Origin of the sequence: Bizionia sp. (assembly GCF_048259285.1) — a bacterium.
In the GTDB taxonomy this organism is placed as follows: Bacteria; Bacteroidota; Bacteroidia; order Flavobacteriales; family Flavobacteriaceae; genus Algorimicrobium; species Algorimicrobium hallyeonense.
This window is the reverse complement of record NZ_JBLXHU010000001.1, coordinates 25044-44733: the sequence shown is the minus strand read 5'-3', so window position 1 is coordinate 44733 and position 19690 is coordinate 25044. Positions and strand designations below refer to the sequence as shown.

Genomic DNA, 19690 nt, shown 5'->3' with positions numbered 1-19690 from the left:
TTTAACCCATTCCAATAAAAAACGCATCCTGACTACCGTAAAGTGCCAACTGTTTTTTAATTTAACCCACAATCTCTCGCTATGCGTTTTAAAAGAACTTACGTTAAATTCAGAAATAGTGCCTTTAGGAATTTTATTCGGAGACATGAAAAATATGCGCCGTTACTGTTCTTTATTGGTGGTTTTATTTTCGATACCTTAACACTTGGCCGTATAGATCGGGTTTACGATTTAACGGTCCTATCCTTACATATGACATTTTTAACTACGGTGTTATACTTGTTTAATTTAGCTGAAGATGGCAAATGGATAGGCACCTTTTTAGAACGTTTTCAAGAGTATTTTCCATTAGCCGTACAATTTTCGTTTGGTGGACTTTCCAGCGCGTATGTCATATATTTTTCCCGAAGTGTGTCCATGTCGAAAACCATTTCATTTTTTGTTATCCTTGTTTTACTACTTCTAGCCAACGAAGTATTAAAACGGCGAATCTCCAATAAATACTTACAATTCGGAATTTACTTTTTTATAAGCTTTACCTTTTTTGCGTTCATGATTCCCGTTGTATTCAAGCAAATGAGCACAACCATTTTTATAATTTCCGGATTATTAAGCCTCTCTATTACTTTAGGTTTAATTATTTTGGTATATGTAAAAAGTCCGAGTACCAAAGCTGAAATTAGTATAACCAAAGTTATCGGGCTTGTTTTAACCTTATATCTAAGCATCAATTTATTTTATTATTTTAATTTAATTCCACCAGTACCCTTGGCTTTAGATGAAGGTATTGTTGCTCATAGTGTTCAAAAAGAAAATGGCAACTATCTGGTTACTTACGAACGTGATGACTGGTATATTTTTTGGCGCGATCACCGATTACAATTCATTCAGCAACCCGATGAAAAGGTATTTGTTTTCACGTCTATATTCGCGCCTACTGCCATAAAAAAAGCCATCTTTCATCGCTGGAAATGGTATAATCCAGACAGCGAGGAATGGGAAGAAACTGATAAAATTGGATTTGATATCACAGGTGGCCGAAATGCCGGCTTTCGTGGCTACACCTATAAAAACAATGTCAAGCCTGGCACCTGGCAAGTAGATGTTATTACTGAAGAAGAACTGGTACTAGGTGTTATTGATTTTGAAATTATTATGAATCCTGATTTACAACCGAAACGGATGGTTGAGCGGAAATTTTAAGACATTTATCTAAAAGCACTTAAAATTCATGGGTATCCGTAAACTACTTGTAACTATTTATGGTATTTTCACTTCTGAAAAAACATGGCAGGTGTAAAAGGTTGTATTCTTATAATGGAAATATAGATGCTATTAACTATATACACTTTGTTGCCAGTAATTTGAACAAAAATTCGTAATTCAAACGAAATGATAAAGAAACTGACTTTTATTGGAATTTGTTTTCTACTCGCAAATTGTGCATCTCTGCCAAAATATGAGTCCAATGATTTAGTTAAATTAACGGAAAATAATATTAGCCAAATAAATGGAATCTATAGTAATTTTGCTGAAAATAAACCGAAATATAGTCATCTTTCCTTTTCTGGAAAATTAACATCTGATAAATTAAAAGACTCAATTTCCAAATTTGAAATAGAACTTCTAAATGACAAGAAAATTAGGTTTTCGTTTTTAGATAACAAAGACCAAATCAATTCGAAAATTATAAAGTATAAAATTCAGGATAACGGATTTTTATTCTTGAAAAACAAAAACTTTCGCTTACACGGAATTCCGTATATTTTAGGCGATTATGAAATCCGAAAATTTGAAATTGGAATTAATAATACAGGAAATCTAATAATGAATGGAGTAACGAAACGAGATGGAGCTATTTTTATTATTATTTGGGGCCCACCAGGCGGAGCAATAAAATTTACGAATATTTATAAAACGGAATAAAAACTACTGGCAACAAAGTACTGTGGTAAAAAACAAGTAAAAACTCAATAACCTTTCACTAAAGCACCTCTATAAGTACCATCATATATTAATCCTTATTTTGCACTAGCAAAAGCCAGTATTAATAGCTTATTACATATTGCAATTAATACTAATTTTTTACTCATTCCTCTAAACTATTCGTGCAGCAACCCGTTGAAAACATCTATATTTTCACGTCCAGATTTACACCAACAGAAATTAAAAAATCCATAACCCATTGTAGGAAATGGCATAATAACACCACTAAAAACGGGAAAGCTATCAATAACAAGGCACTAGCCATTATTATTTTAAAATTATTACAAACCCCAATTTACAACCAAAACGGGTGGTTCAACGAAAGTTTTCAGACATTCATCTAAAAGCACTTACAATTTATGGGTATCCGTAAACTACTTGAAATTATTTATGGTATTTTCATGCTTATCAAAATAATACAGTTATCTATATGGAAAATGAATTTGAACAAGCCATGTATGAACGTACTGATGAGGAGTTAATTAAGATTGTTACACTTGAAAAAAACCGATACAAACCCATCGCTTTAGAAGCTGCTGAAATTGAAATTGAGAAACGAAAATTAAAGATTAGTGAATTTGATGAAATAATTAGAGAAGCGAAAATAGAAAAAGATAACAAGCAGATTGTTAATTCTAATGTTGTTGGTTCAGGGGTTAGGTTCCTAAATTATTTAATTGATATTATTGCTACATATCTTCTTATACTTATCGTCTTTATAATTCTAGGATTATTTATAACACCATTTAAAGACTCCTTTTTAGCTGTATTATTGACTATCATAACAGTTTTTGGAACAGCCATGAGTTACTACACAATTATGGAAATTAAATTTCAAAAAACATTAGGGAAATTTATAACTAAAACTAAAGTGGTAAAGTTGAATGGAGAAAAGCCAAATCCTTCTGATATAATTAATAGAACTATATGTCGATTCATACCTTTCGATGGAATTTCGTATTTATTTGTAAAAAATGGTTTACATGACTATTTATCGAAAACTAAAGTCATTAAAGGATAATAGTATTAAAAACAATTTAATAAAATATAGGTAAATGATTACTTACGAAAACCTGTTTATGTGAGGCAGCTCTTGCATTTTATAAATTCTATTACTTCCTAAATTTGAAACAGCATCACGAAATCAAAACACTTAAAATCACTTAAAAAATTATGCCAAAAAGAAAGCCATCTGCAAAATTGAATTTATTGCTTATTGTATTAATAGCTTTAATTAGTTATTCCTGTTCAGACGATGACGTAGCTCAAACAGAAAGCCCAAGAAGTATTTCAAAACTAAAGCTTAAAATTTATAATTCGAATGAAGTAGAACGCTACTCAATTAGAGATTATGAAAATAACAGACCTAAAACGGATTCTTTTTACAATAATAATCATGAATTAACGTCTTATTTTGATTGGATATATGAATATGGAATGTTGACAGACCGGAAAGGTTATTCGGCAAACGGCACATTAATCTTTAATGTAACTATTTCCTATGACAATATGAACCGGATAATACAAACCACAAACTCTAGTAATGCTTCAAATATTATAACGACGGATTTTACTTATAATTCTGACAATACAATATCAAGCCGACAGGAAAATAATAGCGGATTTTTAAATAAAACTTTTTATATAAATACCCTGGGACTAATTCATAAGGAATTAAATGATGATGGAACTTCAGAAGTAATATATGATGCTGATAATAACGTCATAAGAAAAACAGAATCTGGAGTTACAAATTATTCTTATGACAATGTTAATCTTCCACCCGACAATTTTCCAGTCAATGAAAATTTCATGTTTGGAGATTATAAAAACAACCGAATTATTTATAACAATTCTATAAATGCTGCTACATATAATGAAGCATCTACACTACGAAAGTTTGGAATTGGATATCAATCTGGTACAAATGTGGTAGTAATTGATTGGGTTTTAGACAGTGATAATTATCCAATTTCAAAAAAATTCTACAGTGATAATCAATTGCAAATAGAATATGAGTATACCTATGAATAAGTACCAAATATTCTGCAAAGATGAATACCATTTAAAAGTACTAATAATACTAATATATTATAACTATAACTTTCTTTAAAAACCTCCATTTTCCGTACCTTGCAGCTCTATTTAAAAGTAAAAACATGCAAGACCCAAAAATGCTAAATTATATTAAAGCTGTTATTGAAAACATGCCAACAGACTGGCTGAATCTAACCACCCATCGACTAGATATTTATGATGAGTCGTTAGCAAAAACGGAATTTCTAAACGCGTTTGAACACTTATATAAAACCAATAATGCTACGACATCCGCATTAAGTAAATTACCAACGGCTTATGATTATATCCGCTTGGGTCATCCCCTATCCTGCGTGTTAGAATGGGGTATTGCAAACATAAACCAGCTTGATGCTAAACATATCATCAGTTTTGCATCGCTAACCATTCCGGTTTTGGCCATTTTAAGAACCAATCTAATGGAAAATAAAAAAACACAAATCCTTTATACGGGAGATTTACCAGACTGTTTTGATGCGGAAACCATTAAAGAGGTGTATGGTTATAATTTCGAATTAATCCATGTTGATAATTCAAAGGCGATTCTCGATTTTAAGGGAAGCACCATTTTCATAGCATATCAAGACACCATTGCGCAAACAGATTTAAATGCGAATATTGATTTTTACTTGAATCTCCATGACCATTTAGGCAGTATATTACTCGTAAATGGCGAACAAAACGCATCATACATTTCGGATATTCAGCATGTACGTCGTCGTGAAACCATTGCCATGACTCCTGAAAATTCGCTTATAGCTTTAAAAGCGCTCGTCAACAAAACAGCTTTTCAGGCACCTTCCAATAAAATTGAACCCCATAAAAAACAGGTTTTAAAAATCATCAAAGACATTACAGGTACCACGTGCAAACCCTTGGTGGCTTCTAGTGGTTTATCTATGCAATACGCTATTATGATGGGACTCATTCACGACGCCCAAGAAAATCATAAAGGAAAAGCCATTAAATTTATTGTACCACCAAATTGTTATGGCGGAACCAATGACCAAGCCAGACGTGTGGCAGATTGCTTGGATCAAGTTGACGTTGTTGATTTACCAGTGGATGGTGATAACGATATGGTACAAAGTATTGATACCGTTTTGGAGCGCATTGCCAAACAAGATGCGGTTCCATACATTATAGCCGAAATTCCAACAAACCCACGAGTGGAAGTTCCAAACCTTCAAGATTTAAAGGCTGCTTTAAGTAAAGTGCGAAAAACAGCAACGGGTGAAACAGCAATCGATCCTGTTTTTATTTTAGATCAAACCTTTTGCCCGAATGTGCACTTTTTAGGTGACGGGGAAATTCTATCCACGGTAAGAACCATTTCTTATGCCAGTGGCTCCAAATTTCCTAGTGGCGGAAAATGTACTGCGGGATACGCAGTAGGAAATAGCAAAACGGACGCCTTAATGGATAAAATAGCGAAGCATTTGATGCTTTGTGACAATGAAGCAACCGCATTGCAATATAAGTTGCTAGCCCAACAATTACCATCCATGAATCAGCGTATTGCAGACGCCTATGTCAACACACGCCACTTTGTAAACTTTATCCATGATGTTTTACCAGAAGCGAAAATCAATTTTGTATCTGATGACTTGGCAGAGCAAGGTTTTACACCATCCGTATTTTCATTAGATCTGCCAACAAAAGGAAATACAGCTGAAGAAAAAGAAGCCCATAAACGCGCTTTAAACTTGAAGTTAATCAACTTGATGATTACTGAAATCCCTGAAGAAAGCAAGTTTTGTGTGAGCTATGGTCAGTTAAAGGGTTGCTACTGGACTATTCCAGCAACATCCACCCAGGGCACTACCAAGGAAGGCGACAAAGATTATATTGTTCGTGCGTCCTTATCTGGCAACATGGATTTGGAGCGTCATAAAGAGGTGTTTTTAGAGTTTGTTAAGAGCATGTAATATATTGCCATTAAAATATATAATGTCATTCCGACAAAGGAGGAATCTCAATTATCAAATTTAAGATTCTTTACTGTGCAAGCTTCGTTCTGAATAACAAAATCAAAAAGCCCAAACAAAAGTTTGGGCTTTTTCTATAAGATACAATATCAAAAAGTTTATTTCAACTCCTTCACTCCCATATTATACAAAGCAAACGCTTGAATATCTACTTGCTCGTTAATAGTAGCTTCAGTAGATTTTCCGGCACCATGTCCGGCATTCACTTCAATTCTAATTAAGGTCGGATTCGCTCCTGTTTGTTTGTCTTGCAGTTCAGCAGCAAATTTAAAACTATGCGCTGGTACTACACGATCGTCATGATCACCTGTGGTTACTAACGTTGCTGGATATTCAACACCTGCTTTTACATTATGCACTGGCGAATACCCTTTAATATAATCAAACATCTCTTTACTTTGTTCGGATGTTCCATAATCAAAGGACCAACCTGCTCCTGCCGTAAACGTATGGTAACGTAACATATCTAAAACACCCACTTGTGGAATAGCCACCTTCATTAAATCTGGTCGTTGTGTCATAGTTGCACCAACTAATAATCCACCATTAGATCCGCCTTTTATTGCTAAATAATCAGATGATGTATAGTTTTCTTTGATTAGGTATTCGGCTGCTGCAATAAAATCATCAAACACATTTTGCTTTTGCATTTGCGTTCCTGCATTATGCCATTTTTTACCGTATTCACCACCTCCACGTAAATTAGCAACAGCATACACACCACCATTTTCTAACCACACAGCATTGGCAATACTAAACGACGGCGTTAAACTAATATTAAAACCACCGTAAGCATATAGCATAGTTGGATTCTTGCCGTTTAATTCTGTGCCTTTTTTATAGGTGATAATCATTGGTACTTTGGTACCATCTTTAGAGCTATAAAATACTTGCTTAGACTCATAATCATCCGATTTGAAATCGATATTTGGCTTTTGGTAAACCGTTGATTCGCCAGTTTCAGGATCATACGCATAAATAGTTCCTGGTGCCGTATAATTTGTAAACGAATAGTATAAGGTAGTTGCTTCCTTTTTACCACCAAAACCACCAACAGAACCAATTCCTGGTAAGCTAACATCACGTACTAAAGTGCCATCAAATTTGTATTGTTTTACAACAGAAACCGCATCTTTCATGTATTCCGCAAAAATATAATTTGCACCTTTAGATACTGATAGTACATTTTCAGTTTCTGGAATCACATCTTCCCAATGGGCTTGTTCAAATTTATTTAAATTGAATTTTACAATGCGTTTATTAGGTGCTTCAAAATCCGTAACCACGAAGAATGTTTGACCTTCATTATTTATAACATTATTACTACTTTCAAAATTATCAACCACTTTTACAATCGGTCCATTTTTCCGTAGGTCTTTAATATACAACTCATTTCCATAGGTAGAATTTGCTGCGGTAATCACCAAATAGTTTTCATCCTGCGTTACAGAACCTCCTACATAGCGACGCTTTTCAGTATCGCCAAAAATAATTTTATCTTCACTTTGAGGTGTTCCTAATTTGTGATAAAATAAACGGTGTTGATCGGTTTTAGCTGATAACTCACTACCTTTTGGTTTCTCATAGCTGGAATAATAAAACCCTTCATTTTTGTACCAAGACATACCACTGAATTTAACATCCATAATGGTATCGCCAATAATTTCTTTATTTTCAGTTTTTAAAACGATAATTTTTCGCCAGTCACTTCCACCTTCAGAAATAGCATAGGCAGCCATAGAACCATCTTCCGTAAAACTTAAACCACCTAAAGACGTCGTTCCATCTTTAGAAAACGCATTTGGATCTAAAAACACCTCTTGGTTTCCATCTTTATCTGTTCTATATAAAACGGATTGGTTTTGAAGCCCATCATTTTTATAAAAATAGGTGTAATCACCTTCAATAAATGGTGCAGAAATTTTTTCGTAATTCCAAAGCGTTTCCATCCGTTTTTTCAACTTGCTTCGGAACGGAATTTGATCTAAATAATTAAACGTCACTTCGTTTTGAGCTTTTACCCATGCTTTGGTATCTTCAGCATAATCATCTTCCAGCCAACGGTATGGATCTTGAACTTGAGTTTCAAAATACGTGTCAACCGTGTCAACTTTTTTAGTTTCTGGATAAGTAATAGTCATTGAAACATCTTCTTTTTCAGTTTTGTTTTGGTCATCCTTACAAGCAACAATTGTTGAGAGTGCCAAAACGCATATTAATGATTTCCTCATATTATAATTGGTTTTAGTGTAATGAACAAAAATAAGGAAATACTTATAAAGTAATGTTAAAGAAAATACAAGGTGATAAATAAATGACCTATTCAGGATACTCTAGTGACCTATTCAGGATACTCTATACGTAAGTGGTAAATGTTGGTCAGCTTTTGTTTCAATATCTTTTTAATAGATTGAATTTCTTTAAAGGTAATATTGGCATTTAAAAACTGATCATCATTCATTTGTTTGTTTAAAATGCTTTCTACAAAATCGTCAATTTTTGTGGACGTAGGTTCTTTTAAACTCTTGGAAGCCGCTTCTACACTATCACACATCATTAAAATAGCCGTTTCTTTACTGAAAGGTTTTGGACCTGGATACATGAAATCTTCTATTTCTATGAGCTCGTTGACTTCCTTTTCTTTCATATAGAAATAATATACCAAACTCGTTCCATGATGGGTTCTAATAAAATCGATAACACGATCCGGAAGATTATTTTTTCGGGCTATTTCAATTCCATCAATTACGTGATTGATAATAATTTGAGCACTTTCGCTTGGTGATAATTCATCATGCGGATTAATTCCTGTAGATTGGTTTTCCGTAAAATACGTTGGGTTTTTCATTTTCCCAATATCGTGATACAAGGCGCCAACGCGAACCAACATAGCATTGGCTCCAATTTCGTTAGCAGCAGCTTCAGCTAAATTGGCCACATTTAAAGAATGGTGAAACGTTCCTGGCGCTTTATTTGATAATTCTTTCAATAATTTGGTATTGGTGTCTGATAATTCTAATAAAGATACATCAGACACTAATCCGAAGAGTTTTTCGTAGGCATAAATTAGCGGTTGCACAAATAAGGTTGCCAAGCCACAAAGCACAAACAAACCAAAAGTTTCCCATTGTAGGGTTTCAACACTTCCTTCATGAATAACGAAGAATGCAAAATAGGCAACAATATATATTAAGGTGATTTGCCCAACGGAAATAAATAAATTCGCTCGTTTGTATAATTCCGACACGGTTAAAATAGTAACGATTCCTGCAATAATTTGTAGGAACATATATTCGTAACTGTTAGGTACTACTAGTCCTAATAGTAAAACCGTTAAAACATGTGTAAACAGGCCCAAACGCGCATCAAAAAAGGCTTTTAGCACCAAGGGCAAAATACAAATTGGGACCACATAAATGTATTGCGAATTGTAATTAACCACCAAGGTTGTGATTAATACCATAAAGGCTACGTTAAAGAAAATAAAGGTCACTTTTACATTATTTTCAAAAACAGACATCCGATATTTTCTTAAAAATAACAACAGCATAAGTAAGGCTAATGCCACTAAAAGAGTGTAGGCAAAAACAATCCATATATAATTAGATTTGTTCCAAACTTGCGATTCATATTCGGATTCTAACGATTTTAAAATTTGAAACTTAACACCTTCTACAACTTCACCTTTAGAGATAATAAGCGTTTCCCGCTCAACACTTCCACGAATATATGAGACTTTATCGAGCTCTTCTTGAAGTACTCGGGATGAAAATTCCTTGTTAAATTCTAAATTTGGTTCTACTAAATCGAAAAACAACGATGTGAATTCATTTTTATAAGTCAACAAATCCTTACTTTCTAAAACCTTGACAATAATTGCTTTTAATTGATTTTCCTTAACTAGGTTTACAAATTGGGTTTGCTCCTTCTCGACGCGACCTTCTAAAATAATGACTTTTTTGGTGTCCGAATAATTATGTTCTTCGTTTAAAACACCAAAATGGTAGAGTTTATCAATTATTTGAATTCCAGCATCCTTTAAATCGTTTCTTGTATAGACGGGAATCGTATCTGAAAAAACCGATTTAAATTGACGTTGAAAATTATTAGTTATTGTGTTTGGAACCGATGCATCTAAATTAAAGTATAATGGTGACGCGTCCTTAATCTCTTGTTTTTCCATGGTAATTTCAGCATCCGTTTTCTTAATGGCGAAATTAAAGGGTGCATAAAGGTTTTCTGATTGCCAAGGTTTTCCTTTTTCGAAATTGTATTTAAATTTACCACTTTTAGGAAATAAATACACAATTAAAAATGTAGTCGATATAAAAAGCAACAGCTTATAGCCTAACGAATGATTTCTATATAGTGTATTTATAAATTCTTTCATAGATTGGTGAAATATTTTCAAATGTAGTAAAATATAGTCGAAAATTATGGGTGTATAAAATGCTAATCATTCTACATTCTATTAAAAAATGATTAATTTTGTGGGATTAAAAAATTAAACTAGAAAAACATGAGTAAAGAAGTCGTCATTGTATCAGCAGCCAGAACACCAATTGGTAGTTTTTTAGGATCCCTTTCAACTGTTCCTGCACCACGTTTGGGTGCTGTAGCTATTAAAGGTGCTTTGGAAAAAATTAATTTAAAGCCAGAATTAGTTCAAGAGGTTATTATGGGTCATGTTGTTCAAGCCGGGGCCGGACAAGCGCCTGCAAGACAAGCGGCAATTTACGCAGGAATTCCAAACACGGTTCCATGTACCACTGTAAATAAAGTGTGTGCATCTGGAATGAAAGCGGTTATGCAAGCAGCACAAGCTATTGCTTTAGGTGATGCCGACGTTGTGGTTGCTGGTGGAATGGAAAATATGAGTTTAATTCCGCATTATCTGCATGCTAGAACAGGTACTAAATTTGGTCCTGCTAAAATGGAAGACGGGATGCAACGTGATGGATTAGTGGATGCCTACGACCAAAACGCCATGGGTGTTTGTGCCGACGCTTGTGCTACTGAATATAAATTTTCTCGTGAAGATCAGGATGCCTATGCTATTCAATCGTATAAACGATCGGCTGCAGCTTGGGAAGCCGGGAAATTTGATAATGAAGTGGTTCCAGTTGAAGTTCCACAAAGACGTGGTGATGCATTAGTTGTGGATACAGATGAAGAGTTCACCAATGTAAAATTAGAAAAAATACCAGCTTTACGTCCTGCTTTTACCAAAGATGGAACTGTTACAGCTGCCAATGCTTCAACTATAAATGATGGTGCGGGTGCTATGGTTTTAATGAGTCGCGAGAAAGCAGACGAATTAGGATTGAAAGTTCTAGCAACCATAAAAAGCTTTGCCGATGCTGCTCATGAGCCAGAATGGTTTACAACAGCGCCTGCTAAAGCCTTACCTAAAGCGTTAGATAAAGCTGGAATTAATATCAAAGATGTTGATTTCTTTGAATTTAATGAAGCATTTTCGGTTGTTGGTTTAGCCAATATGAAAATACTAGGCTTAAACGATGCCAATGTAAACGTGAATGGTGGAGCTGTTTCTTTAGGACATCCACTAGGTTGTTCAGGTGTTCGTATTTTAATTACATTATTAAATGTTTTAGAACAAAACAATGCAAAAATTGGTGCAGCCGCTATTTGTAATGGTGGTGGTGGTGCTTCGGCAGTTGTTATCGAAAGAAACTAATACCTTACTTTTTGCATGCAATACGGAATTTGTCATTTAAGCATTGTTCCATTACGATTGGAACCTAGTGATACAAGTGAACTTGTGTCCCAAGTATTGTATGGTGATTATTTTAAAGTGCTTGAAAAACGGAAGTCTTGGAGTAGAATCCGATTGGGTTTTGATACCTATGAAGGTTGGATTGATAACAAGCAGTACCTTGAAATTACAGAAGACAATTATAATACATTGCATGACGAAGCGCCTATTCTTTCAACGGATTTAGTTGAATTTATTGAAGACAGCCAAAGTCAATTATATCCTATTCCGTTGGGCTCAAGTTTAAACGGATTGGATTTATTACAACATACACATGATGGGAATGCGGTTAGTGAAATAGCTACTAAAGCGCATATTTTAAAAACCGCATTTTCATATTTAAACGCTCCTTATCTTTGGGGTGGAAAAACACCCTTTGGTATAGATTGTTCAGGGTTTACCCAAATGGTTTATAAATTGAATGGTTATAAATTATTCCGCGATGCCTCACAACAAGCCACACAAGGCGAGGCGTTGAGTTTTATTGAAGAAAGCGATCCAGGCGATTTAGCATTTTTTGATAATGACGAAGGACAGATAGTCCATGTTGGTATTATTATGCCGGATAATTTTATTATTCATGCACATGGTAAAGTCCGCATTGATAGATTAGATCATTCCGGAATTTATAATGTAGATACACGTATGCATACTCATAAATTACGCGTTATTAAGCGGATTGTGGAGGGGTAAATAAGTTCAAGTATTATTTAAATATTGAATTTGTTATTATAAAACGAACCCAAAAATCACCTCTTTAAACTCAAGAACCAATGAACATTATACCAATAGCAATTGCATTATTCTTAATTATCGCTTTCCTTTTCTGGAAGCTTACCAACGGTCATTTCAAAAAGGAATATGGTAGTACATTATGGAATCAATGGGGAACACGGCTTTTTTATTGGCAAGGTGTTATATATACAAGTACCGGAATTACAATTTTAATCTTGTTTATTTTAAAATGGACAGGCATTTTGACTTTTTAGTTTTCTAGGAATTAAGCATATTTAGCATACCATGATTCTTATCAATTAAATTTGTTTCAAGCGCTAGTTATGGAAAACGAATTATTGGATTAACATAAAACAAAAAAAATGCTACTGAAATTCAGTAGCATTTTTTTATTCAATTAAACCTATAAGAATTATCCTCCTAAAGCTTCAACTTTAGCTTTCATTTTCTTGTATTTTTCAGTTTCCGCAATGGCACTATAAATATTCATTAATGTTTTAGAAACCTCTAAATTTTCTGAATCTACTTCTAAAACAGCTTCTAAATAAGGAATAGCTGTTTTATAAAGCTCTTTACGTTCCGCCTTTAGTTCATCATAACGTTTGTTATCAGCAGCGGATGTTCCTAAACCATTCATTTCTTCAATAAGACCTTGCTCCTCACCTAGTATTAAAGCTGCAATATTGGTATGTGCATTTGTATACGTAGGATCCATTTCAATAACCTTGTTATAATATTCTTTAGCTTTATCATTATACCCAGCTTCAGCCGAAAGAACACCTAAATTGTAAAACAAATCTACATTAGTTGGATCTAAATCAATTGCCTTTTCAATTAGCAACTTATATTCATCTCTATTACCCAGTTTATACTGTAAATTGGCTTCTGTTAAAATAATATTAACATCTGTCGGGTTTTGATCACGTGCTAATTTTATGGCCTTTAAAGCTTCTTCGGTTTTCCCTAAATTAACATAAATAAAGGCAATATTTTTTGTGATTTCATTTGCTTTCGATTCTGAAACACGTTCACCTGGTTTAATATAAGCGCCTGTTTTTACAAATAAATCTCTGTTTTCTTTATCAAAAACCTCTTCTTCACCTGTTTCTTTGTTGGTTGCAAAATACTCTTTAGTAATGCCAGTATAACCCAATTTATTTAATTCTAAATAATGTTTAAGGGCTTCGTCATAATCTTTACCACTAACAGCACTAATTGCTGCGTAATAAAGGTAGGTCGTATCTTGAGGAACAACGTTATATAATTGCTCAAATTTTATTGCTGCTTCCGAAAAGTTATTTGCTTTGTAGAAGCTATTTGCTTTCATTAAAAGCTCATTTTCCATGGTAGTTGTTAATTCAGACACTTCTGAATCATAATTTTTTCCTACTAAAATTAAACTTTCAATGGCTTTGTTTAAGTCGGAATTATTTGCTGTACCTTGAGCATACATTGCTTCAGCTACTAATAAATGATATTGGGATTTTTGCTTATCATCCATTCCAGACATCATAGATTCTGCCTGATTCAATGCTGTTTTGGCTTCAGCATAATTTTTATTTTTTATTGCTTTCTCTGCTGTACGTAACTCTTTTTTTTGAGCAAAAGAAACAGTACTTACTAGAATTGCCAATGCAACTAAAATTGGGTTTCTCATTTTATTATTTTAATTATCGTTATTTAATTCGTTTTCATCCGTATCAAGAGTTGTGCCATTATCAGTATCTTGTTCATTTTCAATAATGTTACCATCTTCATCTAGCAAGACTTCGTTTTCATCTTCTTCTTCCTTCATTACTTTTGCAACAGCCGCAATAGAGTCACTTCCTTTTAAGTTTATAAGTCTTACACCTTGTGTAGCTCGACCCATAACTCGTAAATCAGCAACAGCCATACGAATGGCAATACCAGATTTGTTAATAATCATTAAATCCTCTTCATCTGTCACCGATTTTATAGCCACCAAATGACCAGTTTTTTCAGTTATAGAAATAGTTTTAACTCCTTTTCCACCTCTGTTCGTTATTCTGTAAACAGCTTCACCATCTTCTGGATCATCAATATAAGTACGTTTTCCATATCCTTTTTCAGAAACAACTAATACGGATTCTTCTTGCGGATTTTCAATAGCAATCATACCTATAACTTCATCGGTATTCTCGTCCTGTAAGCGAATACCTCTTACACCCGATGCATTTCTACCCATTGGGCGAGTTTTGGCTTCTTCAAAACGAATAGCTTTACCAGATTTTAAGGCCAACATAACTTGACTGTTTCCAGTAGTTAATTTGGCTTCTAGTAATTCATCATCCTCTTTAATTGTAATGGCATTAATACCATTAGTTCGTGGACGTGAGTATTGCTCTAGAGCCGTTTTTTTAACTTGACCTTTTTTGGTTGCCATAATGACATAATGGCTATTGATGTAGTCTTCATCTTTTAAGTCTTGCGTACAGATAAAAGCTTTTACTTTATCATCCTGCTCAATATTAATCAGGTTTTGAATAGCGCGACCTTTAGATGTTTTACTTCCTTCCGGAATTTCATAAACACGCATCCAGAAACACTTCCCTTTTTGGGTGAAGAATAACATGTATTGGTGATTAGTTCCTACGAATAGATGCTCTAAAAAGTCTTCATTTCTTGTAGTAGATGCCTTTTGTCCAACACCTCCTCTATTTTGTGTTTTATATTCTGTAAGTGAGGTACGCTTAATATAACCAGCATGCGAAATGGTAATAACCACCTGCTCGTCTGGAATCATATCTTCAATACTTAAATCGCCTCCAGCATATTCAATTACCGAACGACGCTCATCGCCATACTTATCTTTTACAACTAATAATTCGTCTTTAATGATTTCCATACGACGTTCTTTTTTCTCAAGAATATCTTTTAAATCAGCAATGGTAATCATTAACTCGTCGTATTCCGAACGCAATTTATCTTGCTCTAGTCCTGTTAACTGACGTAAGCGCATTTCTACAATGGCTTTGGCCTGAATTTCGGATAGTTTAAAACGTTCAATTAACTTCTCACGCGCTTCATCCGCATTTGATGACGCACGAATAAGCGCAATTACTTCGTCAATATTATCTGAAGCAATAATTAAACCTTCAAGTATGTGAGCACGCTCTTCTGCTTTACGCAATTCGTAAGTAGTTCTTCGTACAACCACATCATGTCTGTGTTCCACAAAATGGTGAATCATGTCTTTCAGATTCAATAATTGTGGACGACCATTGACTAAAGCAATGTTGTTAACACTAAATGACGACTGTAAAGCCGTGTATTTATATAAGGTATTTAATACAATATTAGGAATAGCATCACGCTTTAAAACGTAAACAATGCGCATACCGTTTCTATCGGATTCATCGCGAATAGACGCAATACCATCCATTTTCTTTTCGTTTATTAAATCGGCTGTTTTTTTAATCATGTCAGCCTTATTCACTTGGTACGGAATTTCGGTAACAATAATAGATTCACGACCCTGTACTTCTTCAATACGTGCTTTTCCACGCATGACTATACGACCACGACCTGTTTTGAACGCTTCAATAACACCATCATAACCATAAATTGTTCCTCCAGTTGGGAAATCTGGTGCTTTAATATGTGTAATTAACTCATCAACTTCAATATCGGTATTTTCAATATAAGCTGTTATACCATCCACCACTTCACTTAAGTTATGAGGCGGCATATTAGTAGCCATACCAACGGCAATACCTGATGCACCATTAACTAATAAACCAGGAATTCGTGTTGGAAGTACGGTTGGTTCGTGTAAGGTATCATCAAAGTTTAATTTATGATCTACGGTTTCTTTATCTATATCTGCCAGCATATCTTCCGATATTTTACGCATACGAGCTTCCGTATAACGCATTGCTGCAGGACTATCACCATCAACAGATCCAAAGTTACCTTGGCCATCCACTAACATATAACGTAAACTCCATTCTTGAGCCATACGAACCATAGCATCATAAACAGATGTATCACCATGTGGATGATACTTACCTAGTACTTCCCCAACAATTCTTGCTGACTTTTTATGTGCTCCAGTTGCTCTAACACCTAGTTCGTGCATACCAAAAAGCACACGTCTATGTACCGGTTTTAAACCATCTCTTACATCAGGTAAAGCACGTGACACAATGACTGACATTGAATAATCAATGTAAGCCGATTTCATTTCATCTTCAATGTTAATTGGGATCAATTTTTCTCCTTCTGCCATATATATTACTAATTAGATTTTTGTAGGTTTACAAATCGTGCTAATATAACCATTTCATCAGCTACAGCAAGGGTTTCTTTTGTGTTTTTTCGGTTTTTTTATTAACAATTCAAACCCTGCTTTTCGTTAATAAGTATGCTGTTAAATATTTTGTCTTTATAAACATTTTTTTGTCTATTAGCATACAAACTATTATTTAAGGTATGGTTTTTGTCCTTACTAATATGTTTAGTACATTTAATGCAGAAAGGAATTATTTATGGATGACAATTTTTCACCGAGAGTTAAAGACGTAATTGCGTATAGTAAAGAGGAGGCTTTAAGGCTTGGTCACGATTTTATAGGCACAGAACATTTGATGCTTGGATTATTACGAGATGGTAGCGGAAAGGCTATTGATATTTTAAGTGCTCTAGAAATAGATTTAAACCATTTAAGACGCAAGGTTGAAATTTTAAGTCCTGCAAATCCTAATATGGCAGTAACTTCTAATAATAAGAAGAACTTACATCTAACCAGGCAAGCTGAACGTGCTTTGAAAACCACGTTTTTGGAAGCGAAACTTTTTCAGAGTAGCTCCATTAATACAGCACATTTGCTCTTGTGCATTTTAAGAAACGACAACGATCCCACTACCAAGCTTCTAAATAAGCTGAAAGTGGATTATGATAACGTAAAAGAACAGTTCAAGTTTATGATAACAAACGACGAAAATTATCCTGATATTACAGGAGAGCCGAAATCAGAATCTTTTCCGGATGATGATTCAGCTTCAGATGACGACACATCAAAAGATAATTTATTTAATTCACCAACTGGAAAAACGAATAAGAAATCTAAAACCCCTGTTTTAGATAATTTTGGACGCGATTTAACAGCTATGGCGGAAGAAGGTAAACTAGATCCTGTTGTAGGTCGTGAAAAAGAAATAGAACGTGTATCTCAAATTTTGAGTAGACGAAAGAAAAACAACCCACTGCTAATTGGTGAACCTGGTGTTGGTAAATCTGCCATTGCTGAAGGTTTAGCAAATAGAATTGTAAGCAGAAAAGTATCACGAATTTTATTTAACAAACGCGTTGTAACATTAGATTTAGCGAGCTTGGTTGCGGGCACAAAATACCGTGGACAGTTTGAAGAGCGTATGAAAGCTGTAATGAACGAGCTAGAGAAAAACGACGATATCATTCTGTTTATTGATGAAATCCATACCATTGTTGGTGCTGGTGGTGCCACAGGTAGTTTGGATGCGTCCAACATGTTTAAACCAGCTTTAGCAAGAGGTGAAATACAATGCGTTGGTGCCACGACTTTAGATGAATACAGACAGTATATTGAAAAAGATGGTGCTTTAGAAAGACGTTTCCAAAAGGTTATTGTAGAACCAACAACCGTTGATGAAACTATTGAAATTCTAAATAACATTAAAGATAAATACGAATCGCATCACCATGTGGAATATACACCGGAAGCTATTGAGGCCTGTGTGCGATTAACGAATCGGTATATGACAGATCGGTTTTTACCAGATAAAGCTATTGATGCTTTAGATGAAGCTGGTTCGCGCGTGCACATAACAAACATTAATGTTCCAGATCAGATTGTTGAATTAGAAGAACAATTAGAAGCTGTAAAAGCCACAAAATCTAGTGTAGTTAAGAAACAGAAATACGAGGAAGCAGCTAAACTTCGGGACGATGAAAAACGTTTGGAAAAAGAATTAGCCATTGCTCAAGAAAAATGGGAAGAAGACACCAAGTTGCACCGTGAAACCGTTACGGAAGATAATGTGGCTGACGTTGTTTCTATGATGACCGGAATTCCTGTAAATAGAATTGCACAAACCGAAAGTAATAAATTAGCCATTTTACCAGAATTAATTAAAGGTAAAGTAATCGGTCAAGATCAAGCGGTTGCCAAAGTAGTAAAAGCTATTCAGCGAAATCGTGCCGGACTTAAAGACCCAAATAAACCAATTGGATCATTTATATTTTTAGGTCAGACAGGCGTTGGTAAAACGCAATTAGCAAAAGTACTTTCAAAAGAATTATTTGATAGTGAAGATTCCTTAATCCGAATCGACATGAGTGAGTATATGGAAAAATTTGCGATTTCAAGATTAGTTGGTGCGCCTCCGGGATACGTAGGTTATGAAGAAGGTGGTCAATTAACTGAAAAAATTAGACGCAAACCTTATGCTGTCGTGTTACTTGATGAAATTGAAAAAGCACATCCAGATGTATTTAATATGCTTTTACAAGTATTAGATGATGGGTATTTAACGGACAGTTTAGGTCGTAAAATAGACTTTAGAAACACTATTATTATCATGACCTCCAATATTGGTTCTCGTAAACTAAAAGATTTTGGTACAGGTGTTGGTTTTGGAACGTCTTCACAAAAATCTCAAGAAGACGCCAATGCTAGAAGCGTCATTGAAAATGCGTTGAAAAAAGCTTTCGCGCCAGAATTCTTGAATAGAATTGATGATGTGGTAGTATTTAATGCACTTGAAAAAGAAGATATCAATAAAATTATTGATATTGAATTAGATAAACTCATCTTACGCATTAAGGATATTGGCTATACGCTTAAATTAAGTAAAGCTGCCAAAGATTATATTGCAGACAAAGGCTTCGACAAACAATATGGCGCTAGACCATTAAAACGTGCAATACAAAAGTATGTGGAAGATGCCTTGGCTGAAGAAATAATCAATTCGAAAATTTCTGAAGGCGATAAAATCTCCATGGATTTAGATGCTAAAACCAACGAATTGAAAATTAAAATTGAGTCTGGAAAAAAAAAGACTGAATCTTAAAAAATAAATCGTTTGATATTGAAAAACTCCACTTACATTTGTGGAGTTTTTTTATGTCC

Annotated in this window: 15 protein-coding genes and 1 pseudogene; 11 read left to right on the top strand and 5 right to left on the bottom strand. The window is 34.4% G+C overall.

Annotated elements, in window-relative coordinates; all coding sequences use genetic code 11:
• The first annotated feature begins 81 nt into the window (after positions 1-81).
• From ACN0QX_RS00215 to ACN0QX_RS00190, 6 genes are all read left to right on the top strand, one after another.
• Positions 82-1203 (top strand): DUF2914 domain-containing protein, encoded by a 1122-nt coding sequence (locus ACN0QX_RS00215; protein ID WP_417194997.1) that lies wholly within the window; start codon positions 82-84, stop codon positions 1201-1203.
• A 189-nt stretch (positions 1204-1392) separates the two neighbouring features.
• A complete protein-coding gene (locus ACN0QX_RS00210; RefSeq protein WP_417194996.1) occupies positions 1393-1926 on the top strand; it encodes a hypothetical protein in 534 nt (177 codons plus the stop codon).
• 182 nt (positions 1927-2108) lie between these two features.
• A complete protein-coding gene (locus tag ACN0QX_RS00205; protein WP_417194995.1) occupies positions 2109-2330 on the top strand; it encodes a hypothetical protein in 222 nt (73 codons plus the stop codon).
• Positions 2331-2416: 86 nt separating this feature from the next.
• Positions 2417-3007, top strand: coding sequence for an RDD family protein (locus ACN0QX_RS00200; RefSeq protein WP_417194994.1), 591 nt, complete (start codon positions 2417-2419; stop codon positions 3005-3007).
• Between the two features lie 152 nt (positions 3008-3159).
• The gene (locus ACN0QX_RS00195; protein ID WP_417194993.1) at positions 3160-4020 is read left to right on the top strand and encodes a hypothetical protein; all 861 of its coding nucleotides are present in this window, start codon (positions 3160-3162) and stop codon (positions 4018-4020) included.
• Positions 4021-4145: 125 nt separating this feature from the next.
• A complete protein-coding gene (locus ACN0QX_RS00190) occupies positions 4146-5990 on the top strand; it encodes a cystathionine beta-synthase (RefSeq protein WP_417194992.1) in 1845 nt (614 codons plus the stop codon).
• A 158-nt stretch (positions 5991-6148) separates the two neighbouring features.
• On the opposite strand, the gene ACN0QX_RS00185 is transcribed toward ACN0QX_RS00190, so the two are convergent.
• Together ACN0QX_RS00185 and ACN0QX_RS00180 are read right to left on the bottom strand one after the other, a co-directional pair.
• Complete coding sequence (locus ACN0QX_RS00185; RefSeq protein ID WP_248399341.1) at positions 6149-8281, bottom strand: prolyl oligopeptidase family serine peptidase; 2133 nt, start codon at positions 8279-8281, stop codon at positions 6149-6151.
• A 110-nt stretch (positions 8282-8391) separates the two neighbouring features.
• Complete coding sequence (locus ACN0QX_RS00180; protein ID WP_417195087.1) at positions 8392-9039, bottom strand: HDIG domain-containing metalloprotein; 648 nt, start codon at positions 9037-9039, stop codon at positions 8392-8394.
• Between the two features lie 13 nt (positions 9040-9052).
• Here ACN0QX_RS00180 and ACN0QX_RS00175 point away from each other — a divergent pair, with 13 nt between their 5' ends.
• Positions 9053-9109 (top strand): hypothetical protein, encoded by a 57-nt coding sequence (locus ACN0QX_RS00175; RefSeq protein WP_371922431.1) that lies wholly within the window; start codon positions 9053-9055, stop codon positions 9107-9109.
• On the opposite strand, the pseudogene ACN0QX_RS00170 reads toward ACN0QX_RS00175, so the two are convergent.
• Positions 9094-10233 (bottom strand): annotated as a pseudogene (locus ACN0QX_RS00170) (phosphohydrolase); the annotation flags it as partial. The gene ACN0QX_RS00175 and the pseudogene ACN0QX_RS00170 overlap by 16 nt on opposite strands.
• Positions 10234-10569: 336 nt before the next feature.
• On the opposite strand from ACN0QX_RS00170, the gene ACN0QX_RS00165 reads away from it, so the two are divergent.
• The 3 genes from ACN0QX_RS00165 (at position 10570) to ACN0QX_RS00155 (ending at position 12815) form a co-directional block, all read left to right on the top strand.
• Positions 10570-11748, top strand: a complete 1179-nt coding sequence (locus ACN0QX_RS00165; RefSeq protein WP_248399337.1) for an acetyl-CoA C-acyltransferase — start codon at positions 10570-10572, stop codon at positions 11746-11748.
• Between the two features lie 15 nt (positions 11749-11763).
• Positions 11764-12519, top strand: coding sequence for an NlpC/P60 family protein (locus ACN0QX_RS00160; RefSeq protein WP_417194991.1), 756 nt, complete (start codon positions 11764-11766; stop codon positions 12517-12519).
• A gap of 80 nt (positions 12520-12599) precedes the next feature.
• Entirely contained in the window at positions 12600-12815 is a 216-nt protein-coding gene (locus tag ACN0QX_RS00155; RefSeq protein WP_417194990.1) for a hypothetical protein, read from the top strand.
• A gap of 158 nt (positions 12816-12973) precedes the next feature.
• On the opposite strand, the gene ACN0QX_RS00150 is transcribed toward ACN0QX_RS00155, so the two are convergent.
• Together ACN0QX_RS00150 and gyrA are read right to left on the bottom strand one after the other, a co-directional pair.
• On the bottom strand, positions 12974-14218 hold the full coding sequence (locus ACN0QX_RS00150) for a tetratricopeptide repeat protein (protein WP_417194989.1): 1245 nt from the start codon (positions 14216-14218) through the stop codon (positions 12974-12976).
• Between the two features lie 9 nt (positions 14219-14227).
• Positions 14228-16810 (bottom strand): DNA gyrase subunit A, encoded by a 2583-nt coding sequence (gene gyrA / locus ACN0QX_RS00145; RefSeq protein WP_417194988.1) that lies wholly within the window; start codon positions 16808-16810, stop codon positions 14228-14230.
• A gap of 259 nt (positions 16811-17069) precedes the next feature.
• Here gyrA and ACN0QX_RS00140 point away from each other — a divergent pair, with 259 nt between their 5' ends.
• Entirely contained in the window at positions 17070-19631 is a 2562-nt protein-coding gene (locus ACN0QX_RS00140; RefSeq protein ID WP_248399329.1) for an ATP-dependent Clp protease ATP-binding subunit, read from the top strand.
• Positions 19632-19690 lie beyond the last annotated feature (59 nt).

What these genes read in the sequence shown, in the direction of transcription:
- ACN0QX_RS00215 (WP_417194997.1), top strand. Translation starts at nt 82, where the DNA reads ATGCGTTTTAAAAGAACTTACGTTAAATTCAGAAATAGTGCCTTTAGG.
- ACN0QX_RS00210 (WP_417194996.1), top strand. Translation starts at nt 1,393, where the DNA reads ATGATAAAGAAACTGACTTTTATTGGAATTTGTTTTCTACTCGCAAAT.
- ACN0QX_RS00200 (WP_417194994.1), top strand. Translation starts at nt 2,417, where the DNA reads ATGGAAAATGAATTTGAACAAGCCATGTATGAACGTACTGATGAGGAG.
- ACN0QX_RS00195 (WP_417194993.1), top strand. Translation starts at nt 3,160, where the DNA reads ATGCCAAAAAGAAAGCCATCTGCAAAATTGAATTTATTGCTTATTGTA.
- ACN0QX_RS00190 (WP_417194992.1), top strand. Translation starts at nt 4,146, where the DNA reads ATGCAAGACCCAAAAATGCTAAATTATATTAAAGCTGTTATTGAAAAC.
- ACN0QX_RS00185 (WP_248399341.1), bottom strand. Translation starts at nt 8,281, where the DNA reads ATGAGGAAATCATTAATATGCGTTTTGGCACTCTCAACAATTGTTGCT.
- ACN0QX_RS00165 (WP_248399337.1), top strand. Translation starts at nt 10,570, where the DNA reads ATGAGTAAAGAAGTCGTCATTGTATCAGCAGCCAGAACACCAATTGGT.
- ACN0QX_RS00160 (WP_417194991.1), top strand. Translation starts at nt 11,764, where the DNA reads ATGCAATACGGAATTTGTCATTTAAGCATTGTTCCATTACGATTGGAA.
- ACN0QX_RS00155 (WP_417194990.1), top strand. Translation starts at nt 12,600, where the DNA reads ATGAACATTATACCAATAGCAATTGCATTATTCTTAATTATCGCTTTC.
- ACN0QX_RS00150 (WP_417194989.1), bottom strand. Translation starts at nt 14,218, where the DNA reads ATGAGAAACCCAATTTTAGTTGCATTGGCAATTCTAGTAAGTACTGTT.
- gyrA (WP_417194988.1), bottom strand. Translation starts at nt 16,810, where the DNA reads ATGGCAGAAGGAGAAAAATTGATCCCAATTAACATTGAAGATGAAATG.
- ACN0QX_RS00140 (WP_248399329.1), top strand. Translation starts at nt 17,070, where the DNA reads ATGGATGACAATTTTTCACCGAGAGTTAAAGACGTAATTGCGTATAGT.